The organism is Burkholderia diffusa, assembly GCF_001718315.1.
Classification (GTDB): Bacteria; Pseudomonadota; Gammaproteobacteria; order Burkholderiales; family Burkholderiaceae; genus Burkholderia; species Burkholderia diffusa_B.
In genome coordinates this window covers 3,042,488-3,061,961 of sequence record NZ_CP013362.1, presented here as the reverse complement: position 1 = coordinate 3,061,961, position 19,474 = coordinate 3,042,488, and the positions used below count along the sequence as shown (strand labels likewise).

The 19,474-nt window shown below is 68.1% G+C and carries 18 protein-coding genes; 7 read left to right on the top strand and 11 right to left on the bottom strand.

Features of this window, described 5'->3' with window-relative positions; all coding sequences use genetic code 11:
* Positions 1–12: 12 nt before the first annotated feature.
* The 3 genes from WI26_RS14105 to argS all read right to left on the bottom strand — a co-directional run bounded on the left by WI26_RS14105 (position 13) and on the right by argS (position 3,508).
* Positions 13–654 (bottom strand): thiol:disulfide interchange protein DsbA/DsbL, encoded by a 642-nt coding sequence (locus WI26_RS14105; RefSeq protein ID WP_059465878.1) that lies wholly within the window; start codon positions 652–654, stop codon positions 13–15.
* 69 nt (positions 655–723) lie between these two features.
* A complete protein-coding gene (locus WI26_RS14100; protein ID WP_059465879.1) occupies positions 724–1,617 on the bottom strand; it encodes an SPOR domain-containing protein in 894 nt (297 codons plus the stop codon).
* A 109-nt stretch (positions 1,618–1,726) separates the two neighbouring features.
* Entirely contained in the window at positions 1,727–3,508 is a 1,782-nt protein-coding gene (argS, locus tag WI26_RS14095) for an arginine--tRNA ligase (RefSeq protein WP_059541178.1), read from the bottom strand.
* A gap of 200 nt (positions 3,509–3,708) precedes the next feature.
* Here argS and WI26_RS14090 point away from each other — a divergent pair, with 200 nt between their 5' ends.
* The gene (locus WI26_RS14090; protein ID WP_059465881.1) at positions 3,709–4,032 is read left to right on the top strand and encodes a DUF1840 domain-containing protein; all 324 of its coding nucleotides are present in this window, start codon (positions 3,709–3,711) and stop codon (positions 4,030–4,032) included.
* 119 nt (positions 4,033–4,151) lie between these two features.
* Here the strand turns inward: WI26_RS14090 and metH are convergent, their stop codons facing one another.
* The 5 genes from metH to WI26_RS14065 form a co-directional block, all read right to left on the bottom strand.
* Positions 4,152–6,869 (bottom strand): methionine synthase, encoded by a 2,718-nt coding sequence (gene metH, locus WI26_RS14085; RefSeq protein ID WP_059541181.1) that lies wholly within the window; start codon positions 6,867–6,869, stop codon positions 4,152–4,154.
* 43 nt (positions 6,870–6,912) lie between these two features.
* Complete coding sequence (locus tag WI26_RS14080; protein WP_059465883.1) at positions 6,913–7,980, bottom strand: homocysteine S-methyltransferase family protein; 1,068 nt, start codon at positions 7,978–7,980, stop codon at positions 6,913–6,915.
* Positions 7,981–8,157: 177 nt separating this feature from the next.
* Positions 8,158–8,415, bottom strand: a complete 258-nt coding sequence (locus WI26_RS14075; protein WP_006477667.1) for a DUF3567 domain-containing protein — start codon at positions 8,413–8,415, stop codon at positions 8,158–8,160.
* A gap of 244 nt (positions 8,416–8,659) precedes the next feature.
* Entirely contained in the window at positions 8,660–9,946 is a 1,287-nt protein-coding gene (locus WI26_RS14070; RefSeq protein ID WP_069226216.1) for a DUF3108 domain-containing protein, read from the bottom strand.
* A gap of 115 nt (positions 9,947–10,061) precedes the next feature.
* Entirely contained in the window at positions 10,062–10,937 is an 876-nt protein-coding gene (locus WI26_RS14065; protein ID WP_059465885.1) for an IclR family transcriptional regulator, read from the bottom strand.
* Between the two features lie 126 nt (positions 10,938–11,063).
* Here WI26_RS14065 and WI26_RS14060 point away from each other — a divergent pair, with 126 nt between their 5' ends.
* The 6 genes from WI26_RS14060 (at position 11,064) to rfaE2 (ending at position 17,100) form a co-directional block, all read left to right on the top strand.
* On the top strand, positions 11,064–12,056 hold the full coding sequence (locus WI26_RS14060; protein WP_059465886.1) for a fumarylacetoacetate hydrolase family protein: 993 nt from the start codon (positions 11,064–11,066) through the stop codon (positions 12,054–12,056).
* A 128-nt stretch (positions 12,057–12,184) separates the two neighbouring features.
* Positions 12,185–13,012 carry an enoyl-CoA hydratase/isomerase family protein gene (locus WI26_RS14055; RefSeq protein ID WP_069226215.1) on the top strand — a complete coding sequence of 276 codons (828 nt, stop codon included), beginning with the start codon at positions 12,185–12,187 and terminating at the stop codon, positions 13,010–13,012.
* A 79-nt stretch (positions 13,013–13,091) separates the two neighbouring features.
* A complete protein-coding gene (locus tag WI26_RS14050; protein ID WP_069226214.1) occupies positions 13,092–13,841 on the top strand; it encodes a PhaM family polyhydroxyalkanoate granule multifunctional regulatory protein in 750 nt (249 codons plus the stop codon).
* A 24-nt stretch (positions 13,842–13,865) separates the two neighbouring features.
* Positions 13,866–15,092, top strand: coding sequence for a patatin-like phospholipase family protein (locus WI26_RS14045; RefSeq protein ID WP_069226213.1), 1,227 nt, complete (start codon positions 13,866–13,868; stop codon positions 15,090–15,092).
* Positions 15,093–15,573: 481 nt separating this feature from the next.
* Positions 15,574–16,452 (top strand): ferritin, encoded by an 879-nt coding sequence (locus WI26_RS14040; RefSeq protein ID WP_059451551.1) that lies wholly within the window; start codon positions 15,574–15,576, stop codon positions 16,450–16,452.
* 162 nt (positions 16,453–16,614) lie between these two features.
* Positions 16,615–17,100, top strand: a complete 486-nt coding sequence (gene rfaE2, locus WI26_RS14035) for a D-glycero-beta-D-manno-heptose 1-phosphate adenylyltransferase (protein WP_059451616.1) — start codon at positions 16,615–16,617, stop codon at positions 17,098–17,100.
* Between the two features lie 16 nt (positions 17,101–17,116).
* On the opposite strand, the gene WI26_RS14030 is transcribed toward rfaE2, so the two are convergent.
* The 3 genes from WI26_RS14030 to WI26_RS14020 form a co-directional block, all read right to left on the bottom strand.
* Entirely contained in the window at positions 17,117–17,359 is a 243-nt protein-coding gene (locus WI26_RS14030) for a hypothetical protein (RefSeq protein ID WP_069226212.1), read from the bottom strand.
* 235 nt (positions 17,360–17,594) lie between these two features.
* Positions 17,595–18,383 carry a type III pantothenate kinase gene (locus WI26_RS14025; RefSeq protein WP_069226211.1) on the bottom strand — a complete coding sequence of 263 codons (789 nt, stop codon included), beginning with the start codon at positions 18,381–18,383 and terminating at the stop codon, positions 17,595–17,597.
* The gene (locus WI26_RS14020; protein ID WP_069226210.1) at positions 18,380–19,300 is read right to left on the bottom strand and encodes a biotin--[acetyl-CoA-carboxylase] ligase; all 921 of its coding nucleotides are present in this window, start codon (positions 19,298–19,300) and stop codon (positions 18,380–18,382) included. Before WI26_RS14020 ends, WI26_RS14025 begins: the two co-directional genes overlap by 4 nt.
* Positions 19,301–19,474 lie beyond the last annotated feature (174 nt).

Here is a 19,474-nt window from a genome sequence, read left to right as displayed (position 1 = left end):
CGCGGGCGGGGATCAAAGCTTCTTGTCCTGAACCTGCTTCACGAGGTAATCGAGCACCTGCGCGGTACCCGGGATGCTGTTCGTGTAAGCCGGGCCCGTCTTGTACTTGCCCTGGACGACGACCGTCGGCACGCCGTCGATCGCGTAGTTCTTCAGCAGCTCGGCCGACTGCTTCACCTGGCCCTGCACGCTGAACGAGTTGTACGCGTCCATGAACTGCTTCTTGTCGACGCCTTGCGTCGCCAGGAAGTCGGCCTGCGCCTGCGGCGTCAGCAGGTAGTTCTTCTGCTTGTGGATCGCGTTGAAGATCGCCGGCGTGACCTTCTCCGAGATGCCGAGCGCCGACACCGCGTAGAACAGCTTCGAATGCGGGACGAAATCGTCGCGGAAGGCGACCGGCACGCGCTTGAAGTCGATGTTGTTGCCCTGCTTCTTCACCCAGGCCTCGATCGTCGGCTCGAATTCGTAGCAGTGCGGGCAGCCGTACCAGAAGAACTCGATGACCTCGACCTTGCCGGCCGGCGCGGACACCGGCTGCGGCGACTTCATCACCTCGAAGTCCTTGCCGGACACCGGTGCGGCAGGCGTTGCCTGGGCGAAGCCGGCAGCGGCCAGGCCCAGGGACAGAAGGAGCGTGCTAAGCAGTTTTTTCATGTTGTGGACGTCGAATCAGTTGCTCGGGTTACGAAACGTAACGGGTTCTGCGTGGGCGCGGCCGGTTGCTTACTGCTTCGTGAAACGGATCACCGCCGTGTCGACACCTGCATCGGACAGGCGTTGACGGGCCGAGTTCATATCCTCGAATTTCGAGAACGGACCGACGCGCACGCGGAAATAGGTCACGCCGCTGACATCGCGTTTCGACACCTTCGACTCGAAGCCCTGGAAGCCCAGGCGCGCGCGCTGCTGCTCGGCGTCGCCTTCCGTCTTGTACGCGCCGACCTGCAGGAAGTAGCCGGTGTTCGCGTCGTTCGCGGTCGGCGGTTTCGCTGCCGCGGAGGATGTCGCGGACGGCGCCGGCTTCGGCGTGTTCGCGGCCAGTTGCTGTTGCTGCTGTTTCTGCGCGGCAGCCTGCTGCGCCTGCTTCTGCGCGGCGAAGCGCGCGAGGTCGTCCTCGCCGCCTTGCTGCTGCTGTTGCTGCGCCTGCTGCGTCTTCTTCGGCGGCGGCGTGTTGTCGGCCGGCTTCGGCGCGACGGCGACGCCGTTGCCCGACGACGCATTGTTCGACGCGGTGGTGTTGCTCGAGCCGGTCGTGCCGTTCGAGCTACCCGACGGCGGCACTTCGACGATCTGCGGCTCGGGCAGCAGGCCGCCCTGGGTCTGGTTCGCGGCCTGCCCCGGCGCGGTATTGGGCGGCGCGGGCTGTGCGGCCTGCGGCACCGGCTGGCCGGGCGTCTTGCCCTGCAGCGCGCGGTTCGGGTCGAACTGCTGCGGCTGGCTCGCGCCGTTGTCGGCCGGCGGCGGCGCGACCTTCGACACGAACGGCGACGGCGAGCGCGTGATGTAGAGCGCCACGACCACGGCGATCGCGAGGCCGACGATCAGGCCCAGCACGATTCCCAGAAATGTCCCTCCGGTTTGTTTCGATTGCTTCGAAGTGCGGCGTGGTTGTGCCATTGCTTGAGTCACCTGCAAAAAGAATCGTGAAGAGGTCGCGGCGGGCATCCGGCGACGGGCATCCGGCGACGGGTGCTGCCGCGGCCATTCGCAGCCCGGTTCGGGCCGCTTACATCTTGGCGGGCGCGGACACGCCGAGCACCGCCAGACCATTCTCGAGCACCTGCCGGGTCGCGGCGAGGAGGGCGGCGCGCGCGTTGCGCGGCGCTTCGTCGTCCACCAGCACGCGCTCCGCATTGTAGAACGAGTGGAATTCACCAGCGAGATCGCGCAGGTAGAACGCGACCGCGTGCGGCGCCAGTTCGTTCGCCGCGTGCGTGAGCATGTCCGGATACTCGGCGAGCTTCTGCATCAGCGACACGGCCTGCGGACTCGTGAGCTGCGACAGGTCGGCGCCCGGCAGTTGCGCGGCCTCGACGTTGTAGCGCGACTTCAGTTCGTTGAGCACCGAGCAGATCCGCGCGTGCGCGTACTGGACGTAATAGACCGGGTTCTCGTCGTTCTGTTTCAGCGCGAGGTCGATGTCGAACACGAATTCGGTGTCGGCCTTGCGGGAGATCAGGAAGAAACGGACCGCGTCGCGGCCGCGCGTGATGGTGGCCTCGTCGATCAGGTCGGGTGCCGCTTCCTGGCCCGGCGCCGCGCCGCCGGACCATTCGATCAGGTCACGGACCGTCACGTAGCTGCCTGCGCGCTTCGACAGTTTCACTTCCTGACCGTCGCGCATCACGGTGACCATCTTGTGCAGCACGTAGTCGGGATAGCCCTTCGGGATGCCGACGTGCAGGCCCTGCAGGCCCGCGCGCACGCGTGCGATCGTGCCGTGGTGGTCGGAGCCCTGGATGTTGATGACCTTCGTGAAGCCGCGCTCCCATTTCGTCACGTGGTACGCGACGTCGGGCACGAAGTACGTGTACGTGCCGTCCGTCTTGCGCATTACGCGGTCCTTGTCGTCGCCTTCGTCGGTCGTGCGCAGCCACAGCGCGCCGTCCTGCTCGTAGGTCATGCCGGCCTTGATCAGCGCGTCGACCGTTTTCTCGACCCGGCCTTCGCTGTACAGCGACGACTCGAGGTAGTACTGGTCGAATTTCACGCCGAACGCCTGCAGGTCCATGTCCTGCTCGTGACGCAGGTACGCGACCGCGAACTTGCGGATCGCGTCGAGATCGTCGATGTCGCCCGCGCCGGTGACCGGCTCGCCGTCCTTCGCGGCCACCGTCTCGCGGTTCAGGTAGTCGCGTGCGATGTCGGCGATGTATTCGCCGTTGTACGCGGCTTCCGGCCAGCCCGCGTCGCCCGGCTTCAGGCCGCGCGCGCGCGCCTGCGTCGAGATCGCGAGGTTGCCGATCTGCACGCCGGCGTCGTTGTAGTAGAACTCGCGATGCACCGCATAGCCCTGGCTCGCGATCACGTTCGCGAGCACGTCGCCGAGTGCCGCCTGGCGGCCGTGGCCGACGTGCAGCGGGCCGGTCGGGTTGGCCGACACGAATTCGAGCAGCACCTGCTTGCCTTTTTCGCGATCCGACGTGCCGAACGCGCGGCCCTGGTCGAACACGGCGGCGATCACCGCCTGTTTCGCGGCGGCCGTCAGGCGCAGGTTGATGAAGCCGGGACCGGCGATTTCGGCCGCGTCGACGAGCCCTTGCGCGGCCGGCTGGGCCGTGAGCGCGGCGACGATCTTCTCGGCGAGCTGGCGCGGGTTCGTGCCGAGCGGCTTGGCGAGCTGCATCGCGACGTTGCACGCGACATCGCCGTGCGCGGCGACCTTCGGGCGCTCCAGCGTGATGGCCGGGGTGACGAATGCCGCGTCGGCGCCTTTCAGCGCGTGTGCGACCTGCGTGACGCTATCCGCGAGCAGGGCTTCGAGGGTCTGTTTGTGAGCTGGCAGCATGCTGGTAGAAGGCTTCGTTGGTGGCGGCCGGAAACGCCGGCCGGCCGGCGCGCTTTTTAAGCGCGCGTTTCAGGGATCGCAGAATTTTAACAGGTGCTAATATGCCGCTCAGGCGCCCCGCGTCCGCGAGGCCGGACGCCGGCCAGCCGGCGTGCCCCAACCGCGCCGCGCAGGCACAACAAGATGAAAAGGGAATTGTCATGATTACGTTCAAGAGCAAGGCGGCACAGGATCTCGACGTGCTGAAGGATTTCGCCGTATACGTGCTGGGCCTCGTCGGCAAGCAGCTGGGCGAACGCGGTGTCATTACGCACGACGAACTGGACCACGCGATTGCGAAGCTGGAAGGCGCGGTCGCGCAGGCGAAGCAGGAGCGCGCCGAGCACGCCGGCCATTTCCACGAGGACGAAGCCGATCACGCGCACCACGAAGTGCCGCCGAGCCTGGCGCAGCGCGTGGCGCCGTTCCTCACGATGCTGCGCGAAGCGAAGGCCGCCGAGGCCGACGTGCATTGGGGCTTCTAAGCTTCATTGCCCCGGCCGATACGGGCCGCAGGATGGGTCAGGCAAGAAAAAGCCCGCGCGATGCGGGCTTTTTATTTGTCTGATCAAAAGGCGGCGAGGCCGCCCCGGTCGTGCATCGATCAGAGTTGCGGCGCGAGCGCGCGGCGCGCGTCGTCGAGCGACAGTGCCATCCGCTGCGCGTAGTCCTCAAGCTGATCCTGACCGATTTTCCCGACCGAGAAATACCTGCTGTCGGGGTGCGCGAGGTAGAAACCCGACACGCTGGCCGCCGGCAGCATCGCCAGCGAATCGGTGACGCTCATGCCGATCTCGTCCGCATGCAGCGCGGCGAACATGTCGCGCTTCACCAGATGGTCAGGGCACGCCGGGTAGCCGGGCGCCGGGCGGATGCCCGCGTACTTTTCGGCGATCAGCGCGTCGTTGTCGAGCGTCTCGCTGCTCGCATAGCCCCACAATTCGCGGCGCACGCGCGCGTGCATCGCCTCGGCGAACGCTTCCGCGAAGCGGTCGGCGAGCGCCTTCAGCATGATCGCGCTGTAGTCGTCGTGGTCGGCTTCGAACTGCTTTTCCTTCACGTCGACGCCGAGGCCGGCCGTCACCGCGAACATCCCGATGTAGTCGGCGACGCCCGATTCCTTCGGCGCGATGAAGTCGGCGAGCGAGCGGTTCGGGCGCATCACGCCGTCGACCACCGGTCGCACGCTCTGCTGGCGCAGGTTGCGCCACGTCATCAGCACTTCCGAGCGCGACTCGTCGGTGTAGATCTCGATGTCGTCGTCGTTCACCGTGTTCGCCGGCAGCAGCGAGATCACGCCATTCGCGGTCAGCCAGCGGCCCTGGATCAGGCGCGCGAGCATCGACTTCGCGTCGGAGAACACGCGCCGCGCCGATTCGCCTACGATCTCGTCGTTCAGGATCGCCGGGTACGGGCCCGCGAGGTCCCAGGTCTGGAAGAACGGGCCCCAGTCGATGTAGTTCGCGAGTTCGTTCAGGTCGTAGTTCCTGAACACGCGGCGGCCGATGAACTTCGGCTTCACGGGCTGGTATCCCGCCCAGTCGATCTTCGTCTTGTTCGCGCGCGCTTCGGCGAGCGTGACCATCGGCTGCGCCTTGCGGTTCGCGTGCTGGTCGCGAATGCGTTCGTAATCGGACTTCAGTTCGTCGAGGTACTTCGCCGCGCCTTCGTCCGACAACAGGTTCGACGCGACCGACACCGAGCGTGAAGCGTCCGGCACGTAGACGACCGGGCCTTCGTAGTGCGGAGCGATCTTCACGGCCGTGTGCACGCGCGAGGTCGTCGCGCCGCCGATCAGGAGCGGAATCTTCTTCACGCGGAAATAGTCGTCGCGCTGCATCTCGGACGCGACATACGCCATTTCCTCGAGGCTCGGCGTGATGAGGCCCGACAGCCCGATGATGTCCGCGCCCTCGACCTTCGCCTTCGCGAGGATCTCGTTGCACGGGACCATCACGCCCATGTTGACCACTTCGAAGTTGTTGCACTGGAGCACGACCGACACGATGTTCTTGCCGATGTCGTGCACGTCGCCCTTCACGGTCGCGATGACGATCTTGCCCTTCGCGCGAACGTCGCCGCCCGCTTCCGCGAGCAGGCGCTTCTCTTCCTCGATGAACGGGATCAGGTGCGCGACCGCCTGCTTCATCACGCGCGCCGACTTCACGACCTGCGGCAGGAACATCTTGCCCTGGCCGAACAGGTCGCCGACGATGTTCATCCCGTCCATCAGCGGGCCTTCGATCACGTTGATCGGGCGGCCGCCGGCCGCGGCGATGGCCGCGCGCGCTTCTTCCGTATCTTCGACGATGAAGTTCGTGATGCCATGCACGAGCGCATGCGCGAGGCGCTTCTCGACCGGCTGGTTGCGCCATTCGAGGTTCTCTTCCTTCTTCGCGGCGCCGGTCTTGAACTTGTCGGCGATCTCGAGCAGGCGGTCGGTGGAATCCGCGCGACGGTTCAGGATCACGTCCTCCACGTGCTCGCGCAGCTCCGGGTCGAGATCGGCGTACACGCCGAGCTGGCCCGCGTTCACGATGCCCATGTCCATGCCCGCCTGGATCGCGTGGTACAGGAACACGGTATGGATCGCCTCGCGCACCGGGTCGTTGCCGCGGAACGAGAACGACACGTTCGACACGCCGCCGCTCACCTTCGCGTACGGCAGGTTCTGCTTGATCCAGCGGGTCGCCTCGATGAAGTCGACCGCGTAGTTGTTGTGCTCCTCGATGCCGGTCGCGACCGCGAAGATGTTCGGGTCGAAGATGATGTCTTCCGGCGGAAAGCCGACTTCGTTCACGAGGAAGTCGTACGAGCGCTTGCAGATTTCGATCTTGCGCTCGTAGGTGTCGGCCTGGCCCTTCTCGTCGAACGCCATCACGACCGCGGCCGCGCCGTAGCGGCGGATCAGGTTCGCGTGGTGGCGGAACGCTTCCTCGCCTTCCTTCAGCGAGATCGAGTTCACGATCGCCTTGCCCTGCACGCACTTGAGGCCCGCTTCGATGACTTCCCACTTCGACGAATCGATCATGATCGGCACGCGCGCGATGTCCGGCTCGGATGCGATCAGGTTCAGGAAGCGCACCATCGCCGCCTTCGAATCGAGCATCGCCTCGTCCATGTTGATGTCGATCACCTGCGCGCCGTTCTCGACCTGCTGGCGCGCGACGGCGAGCGCCTCGTCGAACTGGCCGTTGAGGATCATTCGCGCGAATGCCTTCGAGCCGGTGACGTTGGTGCGTTCACCGACGTTGATGAAGAGCGTCCCGGACGTGACGTTGAACGGCTCGAGGCCGGCAAGGCGCATCATGTGATCGGTCATGGCGGTGCGAATTCGTGTGAGGTAGGGCGTTGATGCGTTCGGGTCAGGCGGCGTCGCTGTACTGGCTCGGCCAGCGGCGCGGTTTCACGTCGGCGAGCGCCTTCGCGATCTCGGCGATGTGCTCGGGCGTCGTGCCGCAGCAGCCGCCCGCGAGATTCACGAGCCCGGCCTGCGCGAATTCCTTCAGCAGGCCCGACGTGACGTCCGGCGTCTCGTCGAAGCCGGTGTCGCTCATCGGATTCGGCAGGCCGGCGTTCGGGTAGCACGACACGTAGGTGTCGCACAGCTTCGCGAGCTCGGCGATGTACGGGCGCATCAGCGCCGCGCCGAGCGCGCAGTTCAGGCCGAACGTGAGCGGCTTCGCGTGGCGCAGCGAATTCCAGAACGCCTCGACCGTCTGGCCCGACAGGATGCGGCCCGATGCGTCGGTCACGGTGCCCGAGATCATGATCGGCAGGCGCTCGCCGGTGTCCTCGAACAGTTCGTCGAGCGCGAAGAGCGCGGCCTTCGCGTTCAGCGTGTCGAAGATCGTCTCGACGAGGAACAGGTCGACCCCGCCGTCGAGCAGCGCCTTCGCCTGCTGGTAATACGCGTCGCGCAGCTCGTCGAACGTGACGTTGCGCGCGCCCGGATCGTTGACGTCCGGCGAGATGCTCGCCGTCTTCGGCGTCGGCCCGATTGCGCCGGCGACGAAGCGCGGCTTGTCGGGCGTCGCATGGCGCTCGGCCGATGCGCGCGCGAGCCGCGCCGATTCGACGTTCATCTCGACGACGAGGTCTTCCATCCCGTAGTCGGCCTGCGCGACCGTCGTCGCGCCGAACGTGTTGGTTTCGACGATGTCCGCGCCGGCCGCGAAGTACTGGTCGTGGATCTCGCTGATGATCTGCGGCTGCGTGAGCGACAGCAGTTCGTTGTTGCCCTTGATGTCGCGCGGGAAATCCTTGAAACGCTCGCCGCGATACGCGGCCTCGTCGAGCTTGTAGCGCTGGATCATCGTGCCCATCGCGCCGTCGAGGATCAGGATGCGCGATTTCAGCAGCGCGGGCAGGTCGGCGCCGCGCGTGTAGGGCGCGTCGAGCGGGGCGGAAGCGGCGAGAGGAGTCGCGGACATGGCGGAAGAGCGGCGAAGACGGGAAAACCGTCATTGTAGCCGGTGCGCCGGGGCGCCGCCCGGCCCGCACCAAAGGAAAACCCCCGCCCGGCGAACCGGACGGGGGCTTGGATCGGAGTGCTCGCGGCGCCGCTCGAACGCGGCGAATGGCCCGGCGATGCGCCGGGCCGCAGGTCGTCAGTGCAGGACGACGGGCATCATCATCAGGCTGTCGAACTGTCCGAGGAATTCGTCCACTTCGTCGAGCGACGGTTCATCCTCGATCAGTTGCTTCACGTGTGCGCGGAATCGCTCGGCGAGCTCGCCGTCGATGAAGATCTCGCGCTGCGCGTTCTTGTCGACGATTTCGTATCCGCCGGCATTCATCAGATGGTGGCCGGCCTGCGGCGCGAATTCGACGACGCAGTAGTTCGGGCTGTTGTAGATCATTTGCATGGCGGCACTCCTCTTCGCAGTGGCATCTGGCCTTGTTGTCCCGTAGGTGGGGCAGACCTTGCCGGTTTCAAGGGGCTTGCGCAGCACACCCCGTTCTCCCTTTGCGTGGGGTGTATCGGGTTAGAAGCCGATATCTCTCAAACGTTTCTTATTGTGATCCGGTGCACCGAAATAGTTGTTAAAGAGTGTCATCGGCCATTTTGGCGAGAGCTTTAATCGGTCGAAATTGCCGATTGGTCGATCGTCACGGCGCGGGTGGCGACGAGGCCGCCGGTGCAGCCGCCGGCGCGGACGCCTGCCCGGCGGGCGGCGGCGCGGGTTGTACCGGCTCCGCAGCCGGTGCGGCGAGGGCCGGTCCGCTGGCAGGCGCGTTCGTTGCGTCTTCGTTCGTTGCGCGTTGCGTCTCGCCAACGGCGGGCGCACCGGGCGGGGCGAGCCGGCCATGCCACAGCAGCTCGATCTGCGAGCCGTTCGGTTCCGATTGGACGAGCCGCGCGGGCAGCCAGCCGAGCGACGGCGCGAGCCACATGTCGATGCGGCGCGTGTCGCCGTCGCGGCGCGGCAGCCGCATGAAGTGGCGTGCGCGGACGCTGCCGGCCTGCGTCTGCACATCTTCGTCGCCAATCACCGTGATCGGCCAGGTCTCGCCGTTGTTGTTGTCGATCACGAAGAACTGCTGCGTGACGCCTGGCTTGTAGGCGGACGGATTGCCGCGCACGAGCCCCGACAATTGCATCAGCATGCTGAAGCGGTCCTGCACGCCGTCGGGCAATGGTGCGTTGTTCGGCGTGCGCGTGAAGACGACCTGGTGGATCTCGCGGTTGAAGATCGCGATGTCCTCGGGCCGCTTGCCGCGCTTTTCGACATAACGATCGGGCGCGATGCCGAATGCGTCGATACGGCCTTCGCTGCGATAGGTGAACGGGCCGACGAACGGCACGGGCATGGACACCGACAGGTCGTAGGTATGGCCGTCGGTGCGCCAGTGGATCGTGCCGATCATGTTCTGCATTCCGTTGTAGAACGTGTCGTACTGCAGGTCGCCGGGCGGCGGCGCCGCGAATTTCACGCCGCTCGTCGCGGGGCCGGGCGTCGCGGCACTGCCGGCCTCGCCGGCTGATGCCGCGTGCGTGCCGGATGCGCCTGCCGCGCCGCTTGCGGCGGAGGCAGCGGCCGGCGGTTCGCCATGCTCGGCCGTCTGCGTCGACGTGAGGACCGGCTCGGCTGGCGGCGCGGGCTTCGCTGCAGGCTTCGGTGCGGCGGCGGCCGGCTTGGCCGGCGCTGGCTCGGCCGGTTGTCTGGTCGGTTGCTCGGCCGGCTTCGGCGCAGGCCCGCGCTCGATTCGCTGCGGCTTGAGCAGCTCGATCTGCACCGGTATCTCGGCGGGCGCAGGCGGCGTGAATGCGTCGCGGCTGCGCGTCAGCCACAACGCCGCGAGCGCGTGCAGCACCAGCACGACGACGAGCGCGACGCCCACGCGCAGCCAGTGGCGGGGCAGGGCGTGACGAGGACGGGTGTCGGCAGGCGGCATCGGCGAAACGGAGCAAGGTTTGGGGCGGTCGCGGCGCGTGGCGCGCACAGCGTTCGGACCGCCGGATGCGCCGCGCGTTCGCGGTACATCGCGCGGGTGTCGCACGCCCCGCGTGTCAGGCGTCGCGTGCGTCCGGACTATAGCCGAGTTCGTAAGACAGTTTCTGCGCGCATGCACGCAGCGCGGTGTCCATTTCGCCGCCCCACGCGATGTCGAACGTGCCTTCCTGGCCGAGCGCGACGATCGCGAGCGCGAGTTCGCCGACCGCATCGAACACCGGCATGCAGAACGCGTGGATTGTCGGCAGCAGCATCCCTTCGACGCGCGCGGCCTGATGCGCGCGCACGTCGGCGAGCACCGCCTCGACTTCGTCGAGCGTGCGCGGGCCGCCGTGATGCGGCGAGCGGCGCGTGTCCGCGAGCTCGCGTTCGAGCATCGCCGCGGTCTTGCTGCGCGGCAGATACGCGGCGAACAGCAGGCCCGTCGCGGAGCCGAGCAGCGGCATCACGTCGCCGAGCTTCAGCGACGCCTTCGCGGGGTGGCTCGACTCCATCCAGTGCACGATCGTCGGCCCCTGATTGCCCCACACCGCGATGCCGACCGTCTGGTCGACGCGGTCGCGCAATTCGGTCAGCGCGATCCGCGCGAGCTTCACGCCGTCCACGCGCGCGAGCCGCGCGAGGCCCATCTGCAGCGCGAAGCCGCCGAGTTCGTAACGGCCCGATACGGGATCCTGCGACACGACGCCGAGCCGCAAGAAGCTGACCAGATAGCGATGCGCCTTCGCCGGGCTCATGCCCGCGCGCTGCGCGAGATCGCGCAGCATCATCGCGCGCGGCTCGCTCGTCAGCACGTCGAGCAGGCGGAAGCCGACCTCGATCGACTGGATGCCGGAGCGGACCTTCTCGCCGCCTTCGCCGGGCTCGCCGGAGCCGGTGTCGTCGGTGTCGGAATCGACGAGATCGTCGTCGGGGAGCGGGCTGGCGGGCATGGGCAACGGGGCGCGACAAGGCGACAAGGGTCGGGACGAAAACGGCGTGCACGATCGTGGCGCGCCGCATGGATTCACCATCGTAAAATAGATTCCCTCCATCGTCACTACAACGGCAGATACCCCATGAAACTTGCATCGCTGAAGGACGGCACGCGCGACGGCCAGCTGATCGTCGTGTCGCGCGACCTGCACACCGCGGCGATCGCCGACGCGATCGCACCGACGCTGCAGCGCGTCCTCGACGACTGGGCGTTCTACGCGCCGCAACTGCGCGACCTGTACGACGCGCTGAACCATGGTCGCGCGCGCAACGCGTTCGCATTCGACCCGGCGAACTGCATGGCGCCGCTGCCGCGCGCGTTCCAGTGGGCCGACGGCTCCGCCTATGTGAATCACGTCGAGCTCGTGCGCCGCGCGCGCGGTGCCGAGATGCCGCCGGAGTTCTGGACCGATCCGCTGATGTACCAGGGCGGCAGCGACGATTTCCTCGGTGCGCGCGACGACATCGTGTGCCCGTCCGAGGAGTGGGGCATCGATTTCGAGGCCGAAGTCGCGGTGATCACCGGCGACGTGCCGATGAGTGCATCGCCCGACGACGCGCTGAAGGCCGTGCGGCTCGTCACGCTCGTGAACGACGTGTCGCTGCGCAACCTGATTCCGGCCGAACTCGCGAAGGGCTTCGGCTTCTTCCAGAGCAAGCCGGCCACCGCATTCGCACCGGTCGCGGTGACGCTCGACGAACTCGGCGACGAATGGCGCGAAGGCCGCGTGCACCGGCCGATGATCGTCCACTGGAACGGCAGGAAAGTCGGCCAGCCCGACGCGGGCACCGACATGGTCTTCCACTTCGGCCAGCTGATCGCGCATGCGGCGAAGACGCGCAACCTGCGTGCCGGCTCGATTGTCGGCTCGGGCACGGTGTCGAACAAGGACGCGAAGCGCGGCTACTGCTGCATCGCCGAGAAGCGCTGCCTCGAGACGATCGAGCACGGCGCGCCGCAGACCGAGTTCATGCGCTACGGCGACACCGTGCGCATCGAGATGTTCGACGCGGCCGGCAAGTCGATCTTCGGCGCGATCGAGCAGGCCGTCGCGCCGCCCGACGGCGCGGCCTGAACGCCCGCGCGAAGCCCGGCCGCGGCCCGCGCGCCGGGTTTCGCCCGATGTTTGGCCGCGCGGGCTTGGCTACACTCGATTCAGACGTTTCAAACGTTGATGGCATTTCAGGAACCCGGGAGCTGCGCATGGCCGATCTCGCCGCATACGGCGGTTATGAAGCATTGAAGGTGACGCGCCGCGAGCATGGCGTGCTCGACATCGTGATGAGCGGCGAGGGCGCGAACCGCAGCGGGCTCGCGACCGCGAACGAACGCATGCATCGCGAGCTCGCCGACATCTGGCGCGACGTCGACCGTGATCCCGACACGCGCGTCGCGGTGATCCGCGGCGAGGGCAAGGGATTTTCGGCGGGTGGCGATCTCGCGCTCGTCGAGGCGATGGCGAACGACTTCGACGTGCGCGCCCGCGTGTGGCGCGAGGCGCGCGACCTCGTCTACAACGTGATCAACTGCAGCAAGCCGATCGTGTCCGCAATGCACGGCCCGGCCGTCGGCGCGGGGCTCGTCGCCGGGCTGCTCGCCGATATCTCGATCGCCGCGAAGGACGCGCGCATCATCGACGGCCATACGCGGCTCGGCGTCGCGGCCGGCGATCACGCGGCGATCGTGTGGCCGCTGTTGTGCGGGATGGCGAAGGCGAAGTATTACCTGCTGCTGTGCGAACCGGTGAGCGGCGAGGAGGCCGAACGGATCGGCCTCGTGTCGCTCGCGGTCGAGCCGGCCGACCTGCTGCCGAAGGCGTATGAGGTCGCGGAGCGGCTCGCGCACGGGTCGCAATCGGCGATCCGCTGGACCAAGTACGCGCTGAACAACTGGCTGCGCAGTGCCGGGCCGGCCTTCGATACGTCGCTCGCGCTCGAATTCATGGGCTTCTCGGGGCCCGACGTGCAGGAAGGCATTCGCTCGCTGCGCGAGCGGCGCCCGCCCGACTTCCCCGGCGACGCTCCGTTCTGACGCGCGCTATGATCGGACCAAGGGCGGCCGCGCGACTCGTGCCGGCCGCATCGCCCACCCAGTCAACCAGGATGCCCGTATGACGACCGATGCCTCCGGCTCCAATCCTTTCGCCGGCTTTGCCGGTTTCAAGCCTGCCGACATGCTCGACCGGATGTGGGACATGATGCGGATGTCGCCGTTCGGCGGGATGGCGTCGTTTCCCGGCGCCGCATCGGGGCTGCCGCCGTCGCTGTCGAGCATGTCCGACATGATGGCGCCGCTCACGAGCGTCGAGGAGCTAGACAAGCGGATCACCGATCTGCGTGCCGTCGAGCAGTGGCTCAAGCTCAATCTCGGGATGCTGCAGTCCGCGATCCAGGCGCTCGAGGTGCAGCGCGCGACGCTCGCGACGCTGCGCGCGTTCGGCGCATTCGCGCAAAGCTCGATGTCGGCGGCCGAGGAAGCGGCGGTCGCGGCCGCGCAAGCGGCGTCCGCGCCGCGCGCCGATGCGCCGCAAGCGGATGCTGCTGCCGCGGCTGACGCACCGCCGGCAGGCGACGCCGCGCAGCAGGCATTCGACCCGGCCGGCTGGTGGAACCTGCTGCAGGCGCAGTTCAACCAGCTCGCGAGCCTCGCGATGACGCAGCCGGGCGCGCAGCCCGCGGCGCCGGGCGCTGCGTCGTCCGGGCAGCCTGAATCGACGGCGCAGGCGGAACGGCCCGCACCGGCCGCGGCCGCCGCGCCGCGCAAGCCGGCCGCGAAGCGCGCGAAGCCGGCCGGGTCGGCCGCGGCGCGCGCGGCGGCCGCCTCGTCGCCCGAAACGCGTCCGCCGAAGCGCTCGACGTGACGCGAACCGGATAGCAGGTCGATCATGCGGCTCGCGCTCGTGCTGATGGGGGGCGGCGCACGTGCCGCCTACCAGGTCGGCGTGCTGAAGGCGCTGGCCGAGATCGCGCGCGAGGCCGATCCGAACCGGCACACGGTGCCGTTCACGGTTGTCTGCGGCTCGTCGGCCGGCGCGATCAATGCAACCTCGATCGCGAGCCACGCGGACGACTTTTCGCACGGCGTGCGGCGGCTCCTCGAATTCTGGGAGCCGCTGCGCGCGGACTACGTGTATCGCACCGACTGGCTCGGCATCGCGGCGGCGGGTGCACGCTGGCTCGCGACGATGACCTTCGGCTGGGCGGCGCGCCGCTCGCCGCGAGGGTTGCTCGACAACGCGCCGCTCGCGCACCTGCTGCAGCGCGAGCTGAGCTTTCACCGGATCGAGCAGATGCTCGAGGGCCGCCTGCTGCACGCGCTTTCGGTGACGGCGCTCAGCTATTCGAGCGGCCGGCACCTGACGTTCTACCAGGCCGCCGAGCCGATTCAGGCATGGCGGCGTGCGCAGCGCACCGCGCGGCTCGTCGATCTGTCGGCATCGCACCTGCTTGCGTCGTCGGCCATTCCGTTCGTGTTTCCGGCCGTGCCGCTGGTGCTCGACGGCCAGATCGAATATTTCGGCGACGGCTCGATCCGGCAGGTCGCGCCGCTGTCGCCGGCGATCCACTTCGGCGCGAACCGGATCGTCGTTGTCGGCGCGGCCGACCCGCGGCCCGAGATTCCGGCCGCGAACGGCTCCGGGCGGGTGCGCGGCTACCCGACGCTCGCGCAGATCGGCCAGCAGGTGCTCGCAAGCGTGTTTCTCGACTCGATCGGCTCGGACATCGAGCGGATCGAGCACATCAACCGGATGATCGAGCACTTGCCGCACCAGATCGAAGTGGATAGCGGCTGGCGGCATGTCGACGTGCTCGCGATCGCGCCGTCCGAGCGCATCGAGCTGATCGCAGCGAAACACCTGAAGCAGATGCCGGCAACCATGCGTGGGCTGCTCGGCGCGATCGGCGGCAGCCAGCCGGCCGGCGCGTCGTTCGCGAGCTACCTGCTGTTCGAGGAAGCGTTCACGCGCGAACTGATAGAGCTCGGCTATCGCGACGGGCGCGCGCAGCGCGACACGCTGGCGAACTGGATCGCCGGGGCCGATGGCGGCAGCGCGCCGGCATCCGGCATGTCGCCGCAGGGCGGCCGTGCGGCGGGCGAAATACGGGTCTGACGCGGAGCGGCGCGTGGCCGAAGCGGATGAAGCTTACATACCGGTTGCGTTTTCGCGACGGCCGCCCGCGACCGAACGCCGCACCGCCGTTGGCGGCGCGAGACCGGTTCCGCGTCTCGGAACCGTCATGCGCGCGTGCTATCATGGCCGCCGCCGTATACACCATATCGAGCAGCCCGTCGGTCCGGCGGTCGCACGGGGACCCGTCCGGGAACCGCGTGGCGCCGGGCGGGCTCGCCACCGAGCCGGCCTGCGCCGGCCCCCCACATCAGGCACGCACGGCCGGTTCCGTTCGAGCGGAGCGGGGCCGTCGTGCTTCAAGGCGGCGCGGCCGCCCGGCTGCCGGAAGCGGAAACTGCGTCCGGGGGCTGGATACACGCGTAAAATTAGAGTCTTGGCTGCAAAAGGCGCGTTCGCGCGCTGGCGCGGCAACAGTCACGTTTAGAGAAGTCGCATTGCGCAGAACAGGGGTGGGACCATCATGAACACCATGCTTTATCCGGAACTTTACAGGTCGCTCGAAGCTGTCCGTTGGGACATGGAGAAGGACATTCCGTGGGACAAGTTCGACGCTTCGCTGCTCACCGACGAGCAGGCGAAGACGATCAAGATGAACGCGATCACCGAATGGTCGGCGCTGCCCGCGACGGAAATGTTCCTGCGCGACAACCAGCACGACAGCGACTTTTCCGCGTTCATGAGCGTGTGGTTCTTCGAGGAGCAGAAGCATTCGCTCGTGCTGATGGAATACCTGCGCCGCTTCCGGCCTGAAATGGTGCCGACCGAAGAAGAACTGCACGCAGTGCGCTTCGAGTTCGATCCGGCGCCGCCGCTCGAGACGCTGATGCTGCACTTCTGCGGCGAGATCCGCCTGAACCACTGGTATCGCTGCGCGGCCGACTGGCACACCGAGCCGGTCATCAAGCACATCTACGAAACGATCTCGCGCGATGAAGCACGCCATGGCGGCGCATACCTGCGCTACATGAAGAAGGCGCTGAACAATTGCGGCGACGTCGCGCGTGCGGCGTTCGCGAAAATCGGCGTGCTGATGGCGTCGGCGCGCCGCACCGAGAAGCCGCTGCACCCGACGAACCTGCACGTGAACCAGGCGCTGTTCCCGCGCGACACCGTGCAGTCCCGCCTGCCCGATCCGGAATGGCTCGAGCGCTGGCTCGACGAGCAGATCCGCTTCGACGGCGAGTGGGAAAAGAAGGTCGTCGAACGGATCCTGCACAACCTGTCGATCCTGTTCGAGCGCACGTTCGCGACCGCCCAGGAACTGAACCGCTACCGCAAGGAAGTCACTGGCCGCCTGCAGTCCGAAAGCGGCCCGTCGTCGGCCGCGCAACCGGCCTGAGGCTGCGCGGCATCGAAGCTGGCATGAAGCGACGCCGGCCGCGATCGCCGCAGTGTAGTTCCGCATGAAGCCCGCCCGACCATCCGGCGGGCTTTTTATCTGGCGCCGCCGTGTTCCGCTGCGACGTGCACCGCGCGCCGCTCACGCCATCCGAAATTCATCATGTCCGCTACCTTCGAACGCAAGCTGATCACCCGCGATGCCCTGGTTGCCCTGCGCGCTTCGCTGCCTTCGCCCGTTGTGTTCACGAACGGCGTGTTCGACATCCTGCACCGGGGCCACGTCACGTATCTCGCCGATGCGAAGGCGCTCGGCGCGTGCCTGATCGTCGGTGTGAACAGCGATGCGTCGGTGCGCATGCTCGGCAAGGGCGACGACCGTCCGATCAACCGCGAGGAAGACCGGATGGCGCTGCTCGCGGCGCTGGAAAGCGTCGACTGGGTCGTGAAATTCGAGGAAAAGACGCCGGTGTCGCTGATCGAGGCCGTCCGTCCGGACATTCTCGTGAAGGGCGGCGACTACGACATGGACGCGCTGCCGGAATCGGCCATCGTGCGCGGCTGGGGCGGGCGTGCGCTCGCGATTCCGTTCGAGCACGACCGCTCGACCACCGCGCTGCTCAAGAAGGTGCGCGCGCAGCAGTCTTGATGCGGGTGCCGCGCCGTCAGGGCGCGGAGGCCGCGAGCGGCTCGGCCGTTACGGCCGGCGCGCCGATCGGGCCGCCGATCACGGGCTGATCGCTCGCCTGCGCGAGCGGCATCGCATGCAACGCATCGGGCCGAACCTGCCGGGCCAACACGCCCGGTTCGCGCGGGCCGGCCGCCGGCAGCGGCCCGAACACACCGCGCACCGCGACGAACGCCAGCAGGTTCGCGAGAATGAGAACAGCGATCAGCCAGCGCAGCATCGTCGATACTCCTCGTCGTTGTTGAGTCGTTCAATCGTTCGGTCGGGCCGGCCGCACGGCGCGCGGGGTCGCTGATCTGCCGCGGGCGATCGTACGCGTCGGCCGGGCCGCATGCCCATGCGGCCGGGTGTCTGCATGGGCGCAAACGCCGGCGCCCGGTTTTCCATCTTCACCGTGACGATGCCCGCAGCCGGGCATCCATCGACGCGACTGGCGCGATGCCGGCCGGTTGCCGTCAATCCTGCGCCGCCGCTTCCGCGGCGATCAACGCAAGCCCCGACAGGATCAGCGCGTCGTGTCGCGTATGCGGCAGCGTCAGCGCGCGCGCGACGTCGTCCGCCGCGCCGCCCGCCAGCACGAGGCGCACGGGCGCCTGCCATGCATCGGCGAGATCGCGCCATGCGCGCTCGATCAGCCCCGCCTGCGCGTACAGGCAGCCAGCCGACAGCGAGCGCGGCGTATCGACCTGGAACGGCTCGGCTCGCCCGCCCGCGAGCAGCCCGCTCGCGATGTCGGTCGTGAGCGTCGGCAACTGCGCAGTGTGCGTGCCGAGCGCACGCATCATCAGTGCCCAGCCCGGCGCGATCAGCCCGCCAGTGAAACGGCCGTCCGCGCGCAGCGCTTCGAGCGTCGTTGCCGTGCCGAACGTCGCGATCAGCAGATGCTCGCCCGGAAACGCCGCCCGTGCGCCGATCAGGCCGGCCCAGCGATCGCTGCCGAGCTGCTCGGGCGTCGTATAGCCGTTCGTCACGCCGCATTGCGCAGGCCGCGAGCGGATCGTCGTGCGCGCGAGGCCCGGCCAGCGGGCGTCGAGCAGCGCATCGAGCCGCGCGGCCACGTCGGCGCCCGCGACGTTCGAGATCCATGCGCCACGCGGACGCGGCAGAGCCGACCAGTCGGGATCGGCACCGCCGTCGCGCGTATGGCCGAACGCGCCGGTGTCGACGAGCGTGCGCTGCGCGTCGGCAAGCGCCCACTTGATCCGGCTGTTGCCGGCGTCGATCAGCAGATGCGGGTCGTTCATTGCGCTTCGCGCAGCGAGACGTCGCCGGCCGCGATCGCCTGGATGCCGTCGGGCGTGTCGAGCAGCAGCTGGCCGGTCGCGTCGATGCCCGTCGCGATGCCGCGCACGCGTTCGACGCCCTGTTCGAGCAGCACGACTTCACGTCCCGCGTACGCGTGCAGTGCGTGCCAGCGCGGCAGGAACGGCGCGAGCCCGTCGGTGCCGAACTGCGCGAGTGCGGGCGTGAGCGCGTTCAGCGCCGCGGCGAGCGTATCGGTGAGGTTCGCCGACGCGCAGGCGGCCGACAACGCGGCCGGCGGCAGCCCGCTCGCGAGCGTCGCTTCGCGCGCGCGCAGTGCATCGACCTGCGCGGCGACGGCTTCCGCGCCGCGCACGTTGATGCCGAAACCGATCACGACGGCGGTCGCGTCGGCGGTGGTCCAGACGGTTTCGATCAGGATCCCGGCGAGCTTGCCGACGATGCGCGGCGCGCCGTCGTCGGTGGCCGTCAGCAGCAGGTCGTTCGGCCACTTGAGCGCGACGCGCGTGCGGGCGTCGAGCGGCAGCGTGGCGAGCCCTTCCGCGAGCGCGACGCCGATCGCGATGCTGAGGCCGCCGAGCGCATCGACGGGGCGCGGCACGATGCAGCCGACCGAGCACAGCAGTGCGTTGCCGGGCTGCGCGAACCAGGGGCGCCCCTGCCGGCCGCGGCCCGCCGTCTGCTCGAACGCGACGCGCACGAGCGGCGCGGGCAGCGCGTTCGCGGTGCGCGGCAGCGCCTTGAGGCGCGTCGCGACGTCGGCGTTGGTCGAGCCGGTGGCGGCAACGATGTCGAGCGGCCACGCACGCGGGCCGGCGTCCAGGTGTGCCTCGAGCCGGTTGCGCGCGATGTGCGCGTCGCCGGAATCGGGCATGTCGGAGGAGGTGGGGGCGTTCATGGCGCTTATTGTAGCCACAGGGGGACAGTGCGTGCCGGGCGGCGCGCATGGCAGGCGGGGCCGCGGACGCGCGGCCCGCACGCGACCTGCGCAGGGCCGCCGCCGCGCGACTTGGTGCTTCTCCTTCTGTTCCAGCGCGTTGATGTCTTCTTCAGACGTCGTTTCGTGGGCAAG

Coding starts and splice junctions, on each gene's coding strand:
- WI26_RS14065 (WP_059465885.1), bottom strand. CDS start 10,937: ATGCCCGCCAGCCCGCTCCCCGACGACGATCTCGTCGATTCCGACACC.
- WI26_RS14075 (WP_006477667.1), bottom strand. CDS start 8,415: ATGCAAATGATCTACAACAGCCCGAACTACTGCGTCGTCGAATTCGCG.
- WI26_RS14060 (WP_059465886.1), top strand. CDS start 11,064: ATGAAACTTGCATCGCTGAAGGACGGCACGCGCGACGGCCAGCTGATC.
- WI26_RS14080 (WP_059465883.1), bottom strand. CDS start 7,980: ATGTCCGCGACTCCTCTCGCCGCTTCCGCCCCGCTCGACGCGCCCTAC.
- WI26_RS14025 (WP_069226211.1), bottom strand. CDS start 18,383: ATGAACGACCCGCATCTGCTGATCGACGCCGGCAACAGCCGGATCAAG.
- WI26_RS14050 (WP_069226214.1), top strand. CDS start 13,092: ATGACGACCGATGCCTCCGGCTCCAATCCTTTCGCCGGCTTTGCCGGT.
- WI26_RS14100 (WP_059465879.1), bottom strand. CDS start 1,617: ATGGCACAACCACGCCGCACTTCGAAGCAATCGAAACAAACCGGAGGG.
- WI26_RS14020 (WP_069226210.1), bottom strand. CDS start 19,300: ATGAACGCCCCCACCTCCTCCGACATGCCCGATTCCGGCGACGCGCAC.
- WI26_RS14045 (WP_069226213.1), top strand. CDS start 13,866: ATGCGGCTCGCGCTCGTGCTGATGGGGGGCGGCGCACGTGCCGCCTAC.
- metH (WP_059541181.1), bottom strand. CDS start 6,869: ATGACCGATCACATGATGCGCCTTGCCGGCCTCGAGCCGTTCAACGTC.
- WI26_RS14040 (WP_059451551.1), top strand. CDS start 15,574: ATGAACACCATGCTTTATCCGGAACTTTACAGGTCGCTCGAAGCTGTC.
- rfaE2 (WP_059451616.1), top strand. CDS start 16,615: ATGTCCGCTACCTTCGAACGCAAGCTGATCACCCGCGATGCCCTGGTT.
- WI26_RS14030 (WP_069226212.1), bottom strand. CDS start 17,359: ATGCTGCGCTGGCTGATCGCTGTTCTCATTCTCGCGAACCTGCTGGCG.
- argS (WP_059541178.1), bottom strand. CDS start 3,508: ATGCTGCCAGCTCACAAACAGACCCTCGAAGCCCTGCTCGCGGATAGC.
- WI26_RS14090 (WP_059465881.1), top strand. CDS start 3,709: ATGATTACGTTCAAGAGCAAGGCGGCACAGGATCTCGACGTGCTGAAG.
- WI26_RS14070 (WP_069226216.1), bottom strand. CDS start 9,946: ATGCCGCCTGCCGACACCCGTCCTCGTCACGCCCTGCCCCGCCACTGG.
- WI26_RS14055 (WP_069226215.1), top strand. CDS start 12,185: ATGGCCGATCTCGCCGCATACGGCGGTTATGAAGCATTGAAGGTGACG.
- WI26_RS14105 (WP_059465878.1), bottom strand. CDS start 654: ATGAAAAAACTGCTTAGCACGCTCCTTCTGTCCCTGGGCCTGGCCGCT.